Origin of the sequence: Mycolicibacterium llatzerense, assembly GCF_025331195.1 — a bacterium.
Classification (GTDB): domain Bacteria; phylum Actinomycetota; class Actinomycetes; order Mycobacteriales; family Mycobacteriaceae; genus Mycobacterium; species Mycobacterium llatzerense.
In genome coordinates, this window is the sequence record NZ_LXOV01000001.1 from 2760906 (window position 1) to 2774554 (window position 13649).

General features: G+C 66.0%; 15 protein-coding genes. 6 read left to right on the top strand and 9 right to left on the bottom strand.

Going from position 1 to position 13649, the window contains the following annotated elements; translation table 11 throughout:
• Positions 1-4: 4 nt before the first annotated feature.
• Both A7G45_RS13590 and A7G45_RS13595 read right to left on the bottom strand, forming a co-directional pair.
• A complete protein-coding gene (locus tag A7G45_RS13590) occupies positions 5-943 on the bottom strand; it encodes a fumarylacetoacetate hydrolase family protein (RefSeq protein WP_260937678.1) in 939 nt (312 codons plus the stop codon).
• Positions 940-1527: a TetR/AcrR family transcriptional regulator gene (locus tag A7G45_RS13595; protein ID WP_260937679.1), complete on the bottom strand. Its 588-nt coding sequence runs from the start codon at positions 1525-1527 to the stop codon at positions 940-942. Before A7G45_RS13595 ends, A7G45_RS13590 begins: the two co-directional genes overlap by 4 nt.
• Before the next feature lie 87 nt (positions 1528-1614).
• Here A7G45_RS13595 and A7G45_RS13600 point away from each other — a divergent pair, with 87 nt between their 5' ends.
• The 3 genes from A7G45_RS13600 (at position 1615) to A7G45_RS13610 (ending at position 3903) form a co-directional block, all read left to right on the top strand.
• Positions 1615-2919: an alpha/beta hydrolase family protein gene (locus A7G45_RS13600; protein ID WP_260937680.1), complete on the top strand. Its 1305-nt coding sequence runs from the start codon at positions 1615-1617 to the stop codon at positions 2917-2919.
• A 77-nt stretch (positions 2920-2996) separates the two neighbouring features.
• The gene (locus A7G45_RS13605) at positions 2997-3428 is read left to right on the top strand and encodes a MarR family winged helix-turn-helix transcriptional regulator (protein ID WP_043396805.1); all 432 of its coding nucleotides are present in this window, start codon (positions 2997-2999) and stop codon (positions 3426-3428) included.
• Positions 3429-3480: 52 nt separating this feature from the next.
• Positions 3481-3903 carry an organic hydroperoxide resistance protein gene (locus A7G45_RS13610; protein ID WP_071289271.1) on the top strand — a complete coding sequence of 141 codons (423 nt, stop codon included), beginning with the start codon at positions 3481-3483 and terminating at the stop codon, positions 3901-3903.
• Between the two features lie 72 nt (positions 3904-3975).
• On the opposite strand, the gene A7G45_RS13615 is transcribed toward A7G45_RS13610, so the two are convergent.
• Both A7G45_RS13615 and A7G45_RS13620 read right to left on the bottom strand, forming a co-directional pair.
• Positions 3976-4980: a nucleoside hydrolase gene (locus tag A7G45_RS13615; protein ID WP_276555202.1), complete on the bottom strand. Its 1005-nt coding sequence runs from the start codon at positions 4978-4980 to the stop codon at positions 3976-3978.
• A 122-nt stretch (positions 4981-5102) separates the two neighbouring features.
• Positions 5103-7130: an SDR family oxidoreductase gene (locus tag A7G45_RS13620; protein WP_260937681.1), complete on the bottom strand. Its 2028-nt coding sequence runs from the start codon at positions 7128-7130 to the stop codon at positions 5103-5105.
• An 87-nt stretch (positions 7131-7217) separates the two neighbouring features.
• Here A7G45_RS13620 and A7G45_RS13625 point away from each other — a divergent pair, with 87 nt between their 5' ends.
• Positions 7218-8084, top strand: a complete 867-nt coding sequence (locus A7G45_RS13625) for a MaoC family dehydratase (RefSeq protein WP_260937682.1) — start codon at positions 7218-7220, stop codon at positions 8082-8084.
• Positions 8085-8385: 301 nt separating this feature from the next.
• On the top strand, positions 8386-8937 hold the full coding sequence (locus A7G45_RS13630; protein WP_231575607.1) for a DUF5994 family protein: 552 nt from the start codon (positions 8386-8388) through the stop codon (positions 8935-8937).
• A 40-nt stretch (positions 8938-8977) separates the two neighbouring features.
• On the opposite strand, the gene A7G45_RS13635 is transcribed toward A7G45_RS13630, so the two are convergent.
• The 5 genes from A7G45_RS13635 to A7G45_RS13655 form a co-directional block, all read right to left on the bottom strand.
• A complete protein-coding gene (locus A7G45_RS13635; protein WP_043396795.1) occupies positions 8978-9181 on the bottom strand; it encodes a cold-shock protein in 204 nt (67 codons plus the stop codon).
• 86 nt (positions 9182-9267) lie between these two features.
• Positions 9268-9723, bottom strand: a complete 456-nt coding sequence (locus tag A7G45_RS13640) for a DUF5994 family protein (protein WP_260937683.1) — start codon at positions 9721-9723, stop codon at positions 9268-9270.
• Between the two features lie 246 nt (positions 9724-9969).
• Positions 9970-10455 (bottom strand): SRPBCC family protein, encoded by a 486-nt coding sequence (locus tag A7G45_RS13645; protein WP_260937684.1) that lies wholly within the window; start codon positions 10453-10455, stop codon positions 9970-9972.
• Complete coding sequence (locus A7G45_RS13650; protein WP_260937685.1) at positions 10452-11150, bottom strand: DUF899 domain-containing protein; 699 nt, start codon at positions 11148-11150, stop codon at positions 10452-10454. Before A7G45_RS13650 ends, A7G45_RS13645 begins: the two co-directional genes overlap by 4 nt.
• Positions 11151-11202: 52 nt before the next feature.
• Positions 11203-12663, bottom strand: coding sequence for an FAD-dependent monooxygenase (locus tag A7G45_RS13655; RefSeq protein WP_260937686.1), 1461 nt, complete (start codon positions 12661-12663; stop codon positions 11203-11205).
• A 338-nt stretch (positions 12664-13001) separates the two neighbouring features.
• Between A7G45_RS13655 and phoU the strand changes: the two genes are divergently transcribed.
• On the top strand, positions 13002-13643 hold the full coding sequence (phoU, locus tag A7G45_RS13660) for a phosphate signaling complex protein PhoU (RefSeq protein ID WP_260937687.1): 642 nt from the start codon (positions 13002-13004) through the stop codon (positions 13641-13643).
• Positions 13644-13649 lie beyond the last annotated feature (6 nt).

Genomic DNA, 13649 nt, shown 5'->3' on the forward strand with positions numbered 1-13649 from the left:
ATGTTCATCCGCGGTGTCTTTCGGCGTGGGGCCGGACCTCGTGGGTGATGGTGCCGATGCCGTGGATGGTCAGCTCAAGCCTGTCCCCCTCCTGCGGAAGATGACCGGACTCGATTCCCGAGCATCCCGGTAATGTGCCGGTGCCGAAAAGCTCTCCGGGATAAAGCTGTTCGCTCTTGGAGGCGTGAGCCAGGGCTTCGCCGAGCGTGTACCGCATGCCTTTCGCGGAGCTTCGCGTCACGGTGACCCCGTTGATCTTGACTTCGGCTTCGAGGGCAGCCGGGTCGATGCTCGACGTCGCGGCGACGACGGTGTCGGACATCGAGCTGGCGAAGTGCTTGGCCTTCTGTGGTCCGAAACCGCTACGCATCTCGGCTATTTGGACGTCGCGGGCGGATAGGTCATTGAGGACGACGTAGCCGCTGATGGCCGCGGCGGCTTCGGTCGGCGTGGCATTGCGCAGTGGGCGGCCGATCACGAAACCGAGTTCGAGCTCGTAGTCCAGGTCGCGGGCGTAGGCCGGTGTGGTGACCGGTGTTCCGCTGGGCACAAACGTCAGTGCGTTGCTCATGTAGTAGATCGGCTGTTCGAACCACAGGCGGTTCGGTTTGAACATCGGGAACGTCGATCCGGTGATGCGCTCGTACGCCGCGGTCAGCCGGTAGCTGCCGGGCAGGTACCGCCGCGCCATCGCTCGCGATGCATCGATGACGTGTTGTTCGTAGAGCATGAAGTCGCGGAATGACACGGGAGCGAACGGCAAGAGAGCGTCGGCCGGCTGACCGTCCGCGGCAGCGTCACGCCACTGGGGAACCGGTGGAAGCCCCAGCGGCAGTTGATCATTCGGCCACTGCTGCCAGCCGGCGCCTGAGTACACCTCGACGACGACGGCGCCATCGGCGTGCCGTCGCCGCATGGCCTGCACTTGGGTTTCGTCGATCATGTGGTTTGTGTTCCTTTCAGCACCAGGTCGATCCGTGCGGCGAGCCCCTGTGTGACGTTCTGGTGGGTGACCAGGCGCCGGAAATGTAGTGGCGCGATGATGGTTTCGATGACGAGGGCCGCATCGGTGGTGGCAGGCACCTCGTTGCGGTCGATGCCGCGGGTGATGATCGTCTTGGCGACCTGAAACCTCTCGGTCCAGAACCGCGTTCGGGCGGCAGCGATGTCGGGGGAGTCCGCGCCAACGGAGCTGGCCGCTCGGGTCAACGCGTATCCGCGGGGTGACTCCAGGTATTTCGCGAGCGACGTGGCGAATTCGATCAAATCCTGGCGCAGCGTGCCGGTGTCCGGAACGGGGATCGCGTCCTGACTGCTGGCCAATAGCGCGTCGGCGATGACATTTTCCCAGGTGCCCCAACGGCGATAGACCGATGATGGCGCCACCCCGGCGTGGGCTGCCAGCTCAGGAAGGCTCGACTGGGTGACCCCGGTCTCGAGCAGATCCAGGGCGGCGGTCAGGACAGCCGTGCGGATGCGCGCGGATCGTCCACCGGGGCGGCGTGAGACCTCATCGCGTTCCTCCATGGTAATAGTGTAACGCAAAGATCATTGCATTAGTGGGAAATCTCTGTCTACTATCGGCGTGCTGCCCCGCCCCGACCGGAGGTCCCCATGTCACGCATTGCCAAGAACCTGATCGTCAGCCTCTGCGCGCTGACCGGAACAACCGAACGTGCCGCTCGGCGCGTCGGCGTCGGCTATTTTCTGCCGGAGCTGACCGTCGACCGGTTCGCCAACATGGGCGGAATCGACAAGCGGCTCTTCGCAACTCAGCTGCAGCAATGCCGCTCGTTCGATGACGAGGCGTGGGCCGGCTACTGGCGCAGGCTGGCCGCCCAGCACCTCGACACCGCGGCGCCCGCACTGGCTCGCCTGGGCGGTCCCACCCCGAGCGAGCTGCTCGAACCGGCCGATGCCGACCTCGTCGCCCGGCTCGGCGCCGTGCTGGCGCCGGCCGTGGACGTGTTCGCCGAGCGCTCACCGGAGACCGCCCAACGGTTGGTTACCTCGTTCATCGCCGACAACCCTGACCACGCCGATGCCGCCGTCGCCATCGACGCGCTGGTCAAAGCCATGACGTACCTGTTCGCCGCATCGTGGCCGGGTTGGACACCCCGCCGGCTCCGGGCCTACGCCGAGTCGCAATGCCTGTTCGAAGCGTTGCTGCGCGCGCTCGCTCCGGCGATGGGCATCGACGTCGAGGTCATCACCTTGCACGCCGACGGCGAGACCATCAAGGGCTATGCCGCATTCCCGGCGGGGAGCGAGCCCGTCGCCACGGTCCTGGTCACCAACGGGCTGGAGGGTGCCAGCCAAGAGCTTGCGCTCCCGATCCTGAAGTACCGCCACAATGGCATGGCTGTCGTCACGATGGAGATGCCCGGCACCTTCGCCTACCGCAAACCGCTCTCACTCGAATCCGAAAACATCTACACGGCAATGCTTGACCACCTCGCTGCGCATCCTCGCGTCGACACCGACCGGATCGGCATGGTCGGGGTTAGCTTCGGTGCGCACTGGTCGGCGCGAATGACGGCGCGCGACAAGCGAATCAAAGCAGCGGTCTGCAACGGCGGCCTCTACCGCCGCAGCTTCGCGCCGACGTCCACCTTCGGCAAGCCCGAGATCGTCCTGCAAACCCTCCGCAACACCACCGGCGCAACCAGCCTCGTCGACCTGGGCCGGCGGCTGCACGCTTTGTCGCTCCAAGCCCTCTATCCCGATATCACCGTGCCGCTGTTGGTCATCAATGGTGACACCGACACTCTCGTCTCGACCCAGGACTCCGTCGACCTCGCGACTGCTGTGCCCAACAGTGAACTGATCCTGTACCCCGACGACGACCATTGCGCCATGGCGCACTACACCGAATGGCTCGCGTACAGCGTCGACTGGCTGCAACGACACCTCCGCTGACGCGCGGCCGGCCCGGCTGCGAGCCATTCAGAAAATAATGGTTGTGCACAATTGAATTGTGGTCTACAGTTCTCAGTGTGGACGCCCTCACCTTGGACCGCCAGCTCTGCTTCGCCCTGTACTCGGCGTCGCGGGCGATGACGGCGGCCTACCGGCCGATCCTGTCCGAACTGAACCTCACCTACCCGCAGTACCTGGTGCTGCTGGTGCTGTGGGAAGAGGATCGGGTCACGGTCGGGCGGCTGGGTGAACGGCTGCAGCTGGATTCGGGGACTCTCTCACCGCTACTGAAACGGTTGGAAGCCAATGGATTCATCCGTCGTGAACGGTCGCTGCAGGACGAGCGTCAGGTCGAGGTGACCCTCACCCCGGCCGGCCGCAAGCTCGAAGGGAAGGCCCAGTGCATTCCCGAGCGGCTGGGTGCCCAGACGGGCATCACCGAGCAGGAAGCGGCGGACCTGCGCGACGCGATCCACCGATTGACCGATGCCCTCACCGCATCGCACTGAGTTACCGACGCAACCCGCGTCACCGGCACCAACCAACCACAAGGAGATCGACATGAAGGCGCTCTACACCGCAGAAGCCCTGGCCACCGGCGAAGGTCGCGACGGCCACGGCCGTACCTCCGACGGCAAGCTGGACCTGGACCTGGCCATCCCGAAGGAGATGGGTGGCAGCGGTAACGGCACCAACCCCGAGCAGCTGTTCGCCATCGGCTACGCCGCCTGCTACCACTCGGCGCTGCGTCTGGTCGCCCGCGAGGCCAAGGCCGACGTCACCGATTCGTCTGTGGGAGCGCGGGTTTCGCTCGGCCAGCTGGACAACGGCGGATTCGGCCTGGCGGTCGAGCTGGAGATCACCCTGCCCAACCTGGAGCACGACGCCGCCCAGGAGTTGGCCGACAAGGCCCACCAGGTGTGCCCGTACTCCAACGCCACCCGCGGCAACATCGACGTCAAGATCACCGTCACCGACGACTGATCGTCACCGCGCCGACCGGCCACTTGTGACACGAAATCCGCGAATTTCCTTGTCGCAAGTGGCCATTCGGCGTCAGAGGGTGGAGGCGAACCTACCGACCCGCTCGATGAACCGGTCGAAGAACGCCACCGGGTCCACCTCGACGCCGATGTGGGCATTGGGCTGACGTCCCCAATGCCCACGCCAGTCGGCCACCGTCATGCCGCGGGTCAGGGTGCCCAGCAGTTCCACGTCGACCGTCGCCTGTTGATACCGGACGATGTCCGGGTCCAGGGCCACTGCCGCCGCGAGCGGATCGTGCAGGTGCGCCAGATAGCCCTCGCCCTGGTCGTAGTGGAACTCGAAGTAGAACCGCATGGCGTCTTCCAGCACCCGGATCAGTGCGTTGGACGACGTGGAGCGCGTGCCGCGCTCGTCCAGCACGCTCATCGGCGATGACGGCCCGTCCGCTGCGGTTGCCAGCCGGCTCAGCAGCGACGGTGTCATCGCGATGTTCTCGGTCAGGTTGAGCCCCAGAATGATCGGCAGATGGGCCGGATCGTCCAGGCCCCACGCCGCACCCCAGACCGCGAACACCTCGGCCGCGGCTTCCGGGTCGACGCTGATATTCCATTCGGACACCGGCGTGGTGTTGCCCCGGTAGTCGAAGGCCCCGCCCATGATCACCAGCCGACGCAACAGCCGGGGGAGTGACGGTTCCAGCCGTAGCGCCAGCGCGAAGTTGGTCAGCGGACCGGTGACCAGACCGATCAACTCGCCCGGGTATTCGCGGGCGGCCTGGATCCATGCCTCAGCGGCGTCGTACTCGGTGAGCACGCCGCCGGTTTCGGACTCCGGGCTCGGTTCGGGCAGTTCGGCGTACCCCAACCCCCGCGGGCCGTGGGTGTCCTCGGCGGTACGCAGGGGTGCGACCAGCGGGACGCTCGAGCCGCGGGACACCGGAATCGGGCCCACCCCGCACAACTGAAGCAATCCCAGATTGTTGACGCACACCTGGTCGACCGGGACGTTGCCCGCCGTCGACGCGATGCCGACCAACTCGGCGTCGGCGCTGGCCAGCAAGTAGGCCAGCGCCATCGCATCGTCTACGCCCGTGTCGACGTCAGCAAAAACCGGCTGCACCTTGGCCTGGCCGATGGGAAGTAAGCCCCCAGTCACGTCGCCAACCTTAGGGCCGGGCCGCTACCAATGCACGCCGTCTACCAGTGCACGCCGGGGATCAGACGCACTGCCTGCTTGACCGGCCGGGGCACCCGGAGGCGGGTGACCGCGTTGGGCCGCTTGGGTCGGCGCGGGTTCCGGGGGCGATCGGCCACCGGCGGGGTTTCGGAGACACCCCGGGCCGCCGCCGAATCCGGGTAGCCGAGGTACAACTGGTGCAGCACGCGGCGAGACAGCTTGGGGGTGAAGTAGTTTCCGAGATCGCCCAGCGTGCCCATCGGGGTGTCGATCCGGGCCGGCTTGTCGATCAAGCCACGCACCACCATCGCCGCGGCGTGCTCCGGGGTGATCGGCGGCATCGGATTCAGTCGCTTCGACGGTGCGATCATCGGGGTTTCCACCAACGGCATGTGAATGTTGGTGAACGTGATGTGGTCCGAAAGGGTCTCGGTGCCAACCACTTCGGAGAAGGCATCGAGTGCGGCCTTGCTCGGTAGGTAGGCGCTGTACTTCGGGCTGTTGGCCTGCACCCCGGCGCTCGACACGTTGACCACGTGACCGAACCGGCGCTCCCGCCAGTGCGGCAGCAGCGCCAGCGTCATCCGCACTGCACCGAAGTAGTTGACGGCCATCACGCGCTCGTAGTCGTGGAAGCGATCGGTCGAGTTGACCACGGAACGCCGGATCGAGCGGCCGGCGTTGTTCACCAGGTAGTCGACATGGCCGAACTGGCCCAGGATGTCCTTGACGGTGTGCTCCACGGACCCGCCGTCGGCGACATCACACGTGAAAGCGTATGCCTCGCCACCGAATTGGCGAATCTCGGTGACCAGTTCATCGAGGGCGTCGGCGCTGCGGGCCAGCGCGAACACCCGCCCGCCGCGTTCGGCGACGGCGACGGCCGAGGCCCGGCCGATGCCGCTCGAGGCGCCCGTGATGATCACGTTGCGGCCGACGAGCGGGCCACGCGGGTCATCCCGGCGAGCGCGGTCGGGGTCCAGGTGCACGGCCCAGTAGCGCCAGAGTTTCGGTGCGTAGGAGGCGAATTCGGGCAGCACGATGCCGGTGCCCTGCAGTGCCGCGACGGTGGTCTCCGAGGCGAATGTCGGCGCCAGGTCGACGACGTCGAGCACCTCACCCGGGATGCCCAACTGGGTGGCGGCCATGTTGCGCAGCAGCCGGGTCCGGCCGGTGGCCTTGAGTACCGGGGCGGCGGTGGCTCGCGGCAGCGTGCCGCGCAACGGCGGCAGCCCGGCCTCGCCGGCGACGCCGCGGTAGATGTCTTTGAGTCCAATCGGATTCGGTGACGTCAGGTGGAACGTCTGGCCGTCCCGGCCGTCGGCGTGCATCAGCGCGACCAGGGCGTCGACGACGTAGTCCACCGGCACGATGTTGGTGCGGCCGGTGTCGGGCACCATCATCGGCGTGAACTTCGGCAGCGCGGCCAGTCGGGCCAGTACCCCGAAGAAGTAGTACGGCCCGTCGACTTTGTCCATCTCGCCGGTGCGGGAGTCGCCGACCACGACGGCCGGCCGGTACACCCGGTAGCGCAGACCGGGGGTGGCGTGCACCAGTTGCTCGGCTTCGAACTTGGTCTGGTGGTACGGCGTCGGCAGCTCCTGCGAGACGTCGAAGTCGTCCTCGCTGAAAATCCCCCGGTAGTTGCCCGCCACCGCGATCGACGACACGTGGTGCAGGGTCGCGTTCAGGCTGCGGGTCAACTCGATCACCGCCCGGGTGCCCTCGACGTTGGCGGCCTGCTGGGTGGCGGCGTCGACGGTCATGTCGTAGATCGCGGCACAGTGCACCACGTGATCGATCGGACCCAGATCGGCGAGATCGGACAGGCCCAAATCCGCGGAGGTGAGGTCACCGACCAGCGGCTTCGCCCGGTCACCCCAGTCCGCGGCCAGTTCCTCGAAGCGGGCCAACGAGGCCCGACGAACGAGAACGAACACCTCGGCGGTGCCGAGATCGGGCCGGGTGGCTTCGTCGTGCTGGGCCAGAATTCGGCTGACGACGCGGCGGCCAATAAACCCGGTACCGCCGGTAACGACATATCGCATGCGAGTCATCGTGAACCTCTCGCGGGCCGAGGTCAATAGCGCGTAGGGTCCGAATTTGTCACACCACTTGTGAGGGAGAACCGCCGAATGCCGATCAACCCCAACGCCGTCGGAGCCAAGACCGCACCGCAGCCCTTCGAATGGACCGAACGCGACACTCTGCTCTACGCACTCGGAGTCGGTTGCGGGACCAAGGATTTGGCGTTCACCACGGAGAACAGCCATGACATCGACCAGCAGGTGCTGCCCACGTATGCGGTCATCTGCTGCCCGGCCTGGGGCGCGGTCGGCGAGGTCGGCAGCTTCAATTTCGGCAAGCTGCTGCACGGCAGCCAGCAGATTCGGCTGCATGCGCCGCTGCCGCCGTCGGGCCGATTCAACGTCAGCTCCGAGGTGGTGGACATCCAGGACAAGGGCGAGGGCAAGAACGCCATCCTGACGTTCAAGGGCACCGCCACCGACGACCACGGAAATGTGATCGCCGAATCGTGGTCGACCGCGGTGATCCGCGGCGAGGGTGGTTTCGGTGGACAGCCGGGGGAGCGGGCCGCGGCTCCGGAGATTCCGGATCGCCCGGCGGACGCGGTCGTCGCGCTGCCCACCACCGAGGACCAGCCGCTGATCTACCGGCTCTCGGGTGACCGCAATCCGCTGCACAGCGACCCGTGGTTCGCGCAGACCCTCGCGGGTTTCCCGAAGCCGATCCTGCACGGCCTGTGCACCTACGGGGTCGCCGGCCGGGTCCTGGTCGCCGAGCTCGGTGGTGGCGATGCCGCCAAGATCAAGGCTGTCGGCGCACGCTTCACCTCACCGGTCTTCCCCGGCGAGACGTTGACGACGTCGGTGTGGCGCACTGAGCCCGGGCGCGCGGTGTTCCGCACCGAAGCCGCCGGGACCGACGGCAGCAATACCCGCTTGGTGCTCGAGGATGGGACAGCGGAGTACATCGACTGACGATTCCGCGCCGCGTTTGGCGCGGCGTGTCAGTGACCGGCGGAGGCGGGCGTATCGGGAACCGGGCCACTGCGGAAAACGTTTTTGCCGCAATCAACGCATTCCCATCGCCGCCCGCCGTTCGCGGCGGGTTTGGGGCTGGTGCTGGCCAGTGGATACATGCCGGTGCTGCCGCATCGGGGGCATTTCGGGGCCATATATCGACTCTACGCGTACCGGCGGCCGCGCAGACGGCGTAGCGTCATTGAGGGGGCCGTGTCGTTGCCGCTCGGCGGCTCGGCTCAAATTGAGTTGCAGCGTAATGTCCGTCGCCGTTTTGCCGGTGGTCGTCGCGGCATCGACCGTAAGGATTTCTCATGGCATGGCGCACGGACCGGCTCAGACACTCTGCGATGCTCTGATGGCATACCTCACGCAGCGGATACGCGCAGACAAACCCGTTCGGCTGTGTCTGGCTGATGATCTCGGTGGCCGGCTCGACGGCGCGTGGTGGCCATACACCGGAGCCCTGGCTGACGAATTGGCCGGTCTGGTGACGGTTTTGGAAGACCGATTGGGGAAAATCGTTTCGGTGGAGCTCAATTGGTCGCCGCTGCACAATCCGCCAAATCTCAATTGGCGGGACTGGCGCACCAAGCCTCAACACATCATGACGATCAGGGGATCTGACGCGAGCGCGACTCTGCTCATCGTGCCGAGCACGACCAACAGCTCGCTGGCCGGCATGGTGCTGCGACGCGCAGCCAGTCAAGCAGTGGACCTGCGGCGAGGCGAAGAGGCGATGTTGCAGACGGCTGAAGAAATCTTGACAGCCGCACGGCGGCAACGGGTTTCAGGCAAAATTCTGGACTGACGCGGGGCGAACCCGCGCCAGCCCAGGACTTTTGGCGTGCTTAGAGGACGGTAACGCCAACGGCCTGCGGGCCCTTGGCGCCCTGGGTGACGTCGAACTTCACTCGCTGGTTCTCTTCAAGCGAGCGGAAGCCGCTGCCCTGAATCTCGGTGTGGTGAACGAAAACGTCGGGCGTGCCGCCGTCCGGGGCGATGAATCCAAAGCCCTTCTCGTTGTTGAACCACTTCACGGTACCTTCGGTCATGCTGTTACTACTTTCTTTTTTTCATCATGAATGCGCATCGGCGCATCCAAATCTGTTGGGGCGCAGCGTAAGGGATTCTTAGCTGGCTAGTCGGCATGCTGCGCGGCAGCCAAGATGCCCAGCACTGTCGTGTGGTCATCGGGACGCGCGGCGTTCATGAGGGCGTTATGGGCTTCCGCCGGATCCGTGGCTGCGGGCACCGTCAGGAGGACGATCCTGTCGCGGTCGAGCCCAATCACCTCAACGGTGTTGATGGGCTGGCGCTGATATCCGTCCAGACGGACCTGCCGTCCGCCGGTGTCGAGTTTGGACGGTGCACCCGACCACTCGCCGACGTTGTACAGCACTCGGTCGATCCGTCCGAGACGAACCGACAGCACGGACAAGAGGTCGGGCAGTTCGCTGCTGAGGTTGCTGGTGTGCGGCCACCACGCCCCGTCCACATATCCGCTGTGGGGAGCCTTGGGCTTCAACCGTAAACGGGGAGCGTGCGTCGGGGTGGTGCGGTCGATCAGGCTCGTGTGGTCATGTTGCGGCGTCATTGCGACGCTCCTGCCTTGACCGCGAATCGGCCAAACTTCTTCGAATCGGCGACGGCGTGACAATGATCAGCCACGCGACGAAGTACCGCCGATGCAATCAGCATACCCGGGATCTGCCCAGGAGCAAATCGGCTTGATCGATGCTCGTAACCCGACGCGCCGATCGCTCGTGCGAGATTCCGCCCACCCCCACGCGTCAAATCCTTTGTTGTGCAAAGGTTGTCGCGTAGAGGTGGGTGGCCTGAATCAGCCGGTGACGGCCCGATCGAGGGCAGCCAGCGACGCCTCGATGAACCCGAGGGGGAACGGTGGCATGCCGCCGATCTGGTCGCGGAAGGCCTGCGGTGTTCCGGTCCAGTCGTAGGTCAGGGTGACATCCGTGCCGTCGCCGTTCGGGGCCAGGTCGTAGCGCCACCACCAACCACCCGGGACGTATTCGCCCGAGTCGTCCAGACTCCCCGTCGCCCAGCCGACGGTCTTGTCCTGTTCGAAGTCGGTCACCCGGTTGTGCGTGACGTAGTCGCCGCCGGCCTGGTCGAGGTACATGTTCATGGCGAAAACCTGACCGGTACCGGTGATCGGAGCGGAGTCGATGGCGTCGCGGACCCAGTCGCCCGGCTCGGTGTCCTTGTGCCGCGCAGGGTTGGCCAGCACGGCGAACACCGCCGCGGGCGGCGCGGCGATGGTGCGGGTGGCGACGAAGCGTTCTTGTGCCGTTGTGTTGCTGGTCATCGGTGCTGTCCGTTCGGTCCGTAGAGGCGTGCGATATCGGGGGAGCCGGCCCACTTGGAGTACGTCGGCGATTTGGGCCAGCCGTCGGGCGAATCCTGCCACTGCTCCTGGCGGCCGTAGGGCAGAACGTCGATCAGCGAGAAGCTGTGGCCCAGCTGCTCGGTGCCGCGACCGTTGGTGTGCCAGGTGCGGTACACCGTGTCGCCCTCTCGGAGAAACACATTCACCGCGAAGCCGTCGCCCGGTGCGGCATCCACGTCGGATCCGAAGGTGCTGTCCGACGACGAGTACCAATCCATCTGGTTGCCCACCTTGGTCCTATAGGCGAGCGCTTCCTCGATGGGTCCGTTGGTGACGATGACGAACCGGGCGTCGTAGTTGGCCAGGAAATCCAGCCGGGTGAACTGCGAGGTGTAGCCGGTGCACCCGGAGCACTGCCACTCGGCACCGTCGGTCCACATGTGGTTGTAGACGATCAGCTGCGACCGGCCGTCGAAGATGTCGGCCAGCCGGATGGGACCGTCGGCACCAATCAGCGTGTAGTCGGGTAGCTCGACCATCGGCAGCCGGCGCCGTTGCGCGGCGATGGCGTCGAGTTCGCGCGTCGCGGCTTTTTCGCGGCGGCGTAGGTCGTCGAGGGCGGCACGCCAGGTGTCCTGGTCGACCACCGGTGGCAGGGCGGTCTGCTCGGTCATGTTGCCTCCTGAAGAGTGTGTTCATGGGATAGACCGGTGCGGGCCCGAATATTCATCGCGACTCGCCGAACCAGTGGGTGAGCGCGTCGCTCAGTCCCGTTTCCGTGGCACCCGCCCAGGCGATGTGCGCATCCGGCCGGATCAGCAGGGCGTCACCGGGGTGCTCGAGGATGTCGACGCGATCGGCCCACGGCGCCGCGATGTCGCACAGCTCGGCCGGTCCGACGAAGACGGGTCGCGCCGCGCGCAGGGCCGCCACGACGTCGTCGGGCAGGCCGGACGCGAACGCGCCCGCCAGGGCGTGCGGCTGCGCGCCGGTCATCGGGTACCGGACGTCGGACGCCGCGATCATCGCGCCGACCCGCGCGAGTGCCGGTGCATCGGAGACCAATTCGCTGAACACTTTTCGGAGCGCCTCGTCGGCCGGGTCGTGTCCACGCCGCAACGACACCTGGGCCTGAGCGTGCAGCAGTAGCCGCTCACCCGCGAGGTGGCGCTCGGAGTGGTAGGTGCCGAGCAGCCCGGGCGGGGCCCAGCCTTGGATCGTGGCGGCCAGTTTCCAGGCGAGGTTCACCCCGTCGAGCATGCCGGCCGAGACTGCCACGCCGCCCGTCGGAATCTGATGGGCGGCGTCGCCGGCCAGGAGCACCCGGCCCGCCACGTAGCGCTCGGTGTGCCGGGCCGCATAGGTGAACCGAGTCAGTCGTTGTGGCTCGCCGAGCGGTATGTCCACGCCGAGCACGCGGCGGACGCTGTCGCGGAATTCGTCCAGCGTCATCGGGTCGTCATCGTCGTAGTCGTGGTCGGGAGCCTCGCTGGTGTACATCCCCAGCCGTCCGGGCTCCGAGGACGCGATGGCGAAGATTCCGCCTTCGGTCTGGCTGTACCCCCAGGGCAGACGGCCGTACTTGGGGACGTCGTAGTCGCCGTCATCGAGGACGGTGATCTCGGCCGGCCACGTGACGTTGGCCATCCGATGGACCTCGGGGTAGACGATGCCCGGAAACTCGATGCCGGCCAGTTCCCGGACCCGGCTACGCACCCCGTCGCAGCCCACCACGTACTGCGCGCTGATGCGGTACGGGCCGTCAGGTCCCTGGACATCGAGGTGCACGGCATCGTCGTCCTGCTGCAGGCCGGTCACCTCATGGCCGCGCCGGACCTCCACACCGAGGTTTTGCACGTGGCTCTGCAGAAGGGCTTCCAGTTGGGGCTGGGGGAGTCGTTGTACCTGCATCGGTGACTCATCGAGTTCGGTCAGGTCGACGTGGATGCCACCGAACGGCAGTTTGGCCGTGACAGGTGCTCCCGCCGCGTCATCGAGCAGGTCTCCCAGTTCCCGGTAGCGCAACAGGTTCAGGATCTGACCGCCGATGCCGCCGGCCTTGGCGACCTCGCGGATGTCGGTGAGCCGTTCCAGCACAAGCGGTTTGACCCCGGTCAGGCAGAGTTCGGTGGCCAGGGTCAGACCGGTCGGTCCCGCGCCCACGATGATCACGTCGGTATCTGTCATGCGTCCCCCTCAAGACGATCAAGCCGCAAGTTGCGTTGCAGCCCAGCGATTCTGGAGCATGAGGGGGGTCTTGCCACAAGCCCCCGGGTGCGCTATATGTTGAAAGTGGAGGAGGTGGTCGCTTCTCCGTGGCGGATTGCATTCCGAGCTGGCGGAAATTGGCGGATCCGCAAACTGAAATACAAGCGTGGGCGCCGAGATGCTGTCGCAAGTGTCGAGGAGTACTGGCCGACATCGACGACCAGCTGGGTGCCTGCTGATGATTCGACCAGGTGTTGTTTGCTGACATTAACCTTCACGTCATGCAGAGTTCCGTCCGCGTCGTAGGGTGGTAACCCATGCGAACTGTCTTCCATGAGCAACTCGATGCGCTCAACGACGGCATCGCCGACCTGTGTGACCGCACCGCCGCCATGATGCAGCTGGCGACTGATGCGTTGCTGCACGCCGACCTCGGTGCCGCCGAACATGTCATTGACCGTCGCCACGACATCGACGCCAAGTGCGCTGCCTTGGAAGCGGACACGTTCACCATCCTGGCCCGCCAAGCCCCGGTGGCCCGCGATCTGCGCGCCGTCCTCGCCGGCATGCGCAATGTCGCTGATCTGCAGCGCATGGGCGCCCTCGCGGCGCACGTCGCTCAGATCAGTCGCCGCCGCCACCCCGAGACCGCCGTGCCGGGCGATGTGAGTGGCCATTTCGCCGAGATGGGAAGCATCGCCGTGCGGCTCGCGCAAGACACCAAATGTGTTGTGCTCGACGGGAACACCGACAAGGCAGCCCAGCTCAACGCTGACGATGAAGCCATGGACGACATTCACCGGCGCCTGTTCGTGGTGGTGATGGACCCGCAGTGGTCCCATGGCACCACCACCGCCGTTGATGTCACCCTACTGAGCCGCTACTACGAACGCTTCGCCGACCACGCCGTCGAAATCGCCCACAATGTCATCTACCGAAGCACCGGCACACGGGACTGACGCGGG

Coding starts and splice junctions, on each gene's coding strand:
- A7G45_RS13640 (WP_260937683.1), bottom strand. CDS start 9,723: ATGACGCCGCAACATGACCACACGAGCCTGATCGACCGCACCACCCCG.
- A7G45_RS13645 (WP_260937684.1), bottom strand. CDS start 10,455: ATGACCAGCAACACAACGGCACAAGAACGCTTCGTCGCCACCCGCACC.
- A7G45_RS13625 (WP_260937682.1), top strand. CDS start 7,218: ATGCCGATCAACCCCAACGCCGTCGGAGCCAAGACCGCACCGCAGCCC.
- A7G45_RS13595 (WP_260937679.1), bottom strand. CDS start 1,527: ATGGAGGAACGCGATGAGGTCTCACGCCGCCCCGGTGGACGATCCGCG.
- A7G45_RS13615 (WP_276555202.1), bottom strand. CDS start 4,980: ATGGCGCTGGCCTACTTGCTGGCCAGCGCCGACGCCGAGTTGGTCGGC.
- A7G45_RS13650 (WP_260937685.1), bottom strand. CDS start 11,150: ATGACCGAGCAGACCGCCCTGCCACCGGTGGTCGACCAGGACACCTGG.
- phoU (WP_260937687.1), top strand. CDS start 13,002: ATGCGAACTGTCTTCCATGAGCAACTCGATGCGCTCAACGACGGCATC.
- A7G45_RS13600 (WP_260937680.1), top strand. CDS start 1,615: ATGTCACGCATTGCCAAGAACCTGATCGTCAGCCTCTGCGCGCTGACC.
- A7G45_RS13620 (WP_260937681.1), bottom strand. CDS start 7,130: ATGCGATATGTCGTTACCGGCGGTACCGGGTTTATTGGCCGCCGCGTC.
- A7G45_RS13635 (WP_043396795.1), bottom strand. CDS start 9,181: ATGACCGAAGGTACCGTGAAGTGGTTCAACAACGAGAAGGGCTTTGGA.
- A7G45_RS13590 (WP_260937678.1), bottom strand. CDS start 943: ATGATCGACGAAACCCAAGTGCAGGCCATGCGGCGACGGCACGCCGAT.
- A7G45_RS13610 (WP_071289271.1), top strand. CDS start 3,481: ATGAAGGCGCTCTACACCGCAGAAGCCCTGGCCACCGGCGAAGGTCGC.
- A7G45_RS13655 (WP_260937686.1), bottom strand. CDS start 12,663: ATGACAGATACCGACGTGATCATCGTGGGCGCGGGACCGACCGGTCTG.
- A7G45_RS13630 (WP_231575607.1), top strand. CDS start 8,386: ATGTCCGTCGCCGTTTTGCCGGTGGTCGTCGCGGCATCGACCGTAAGG.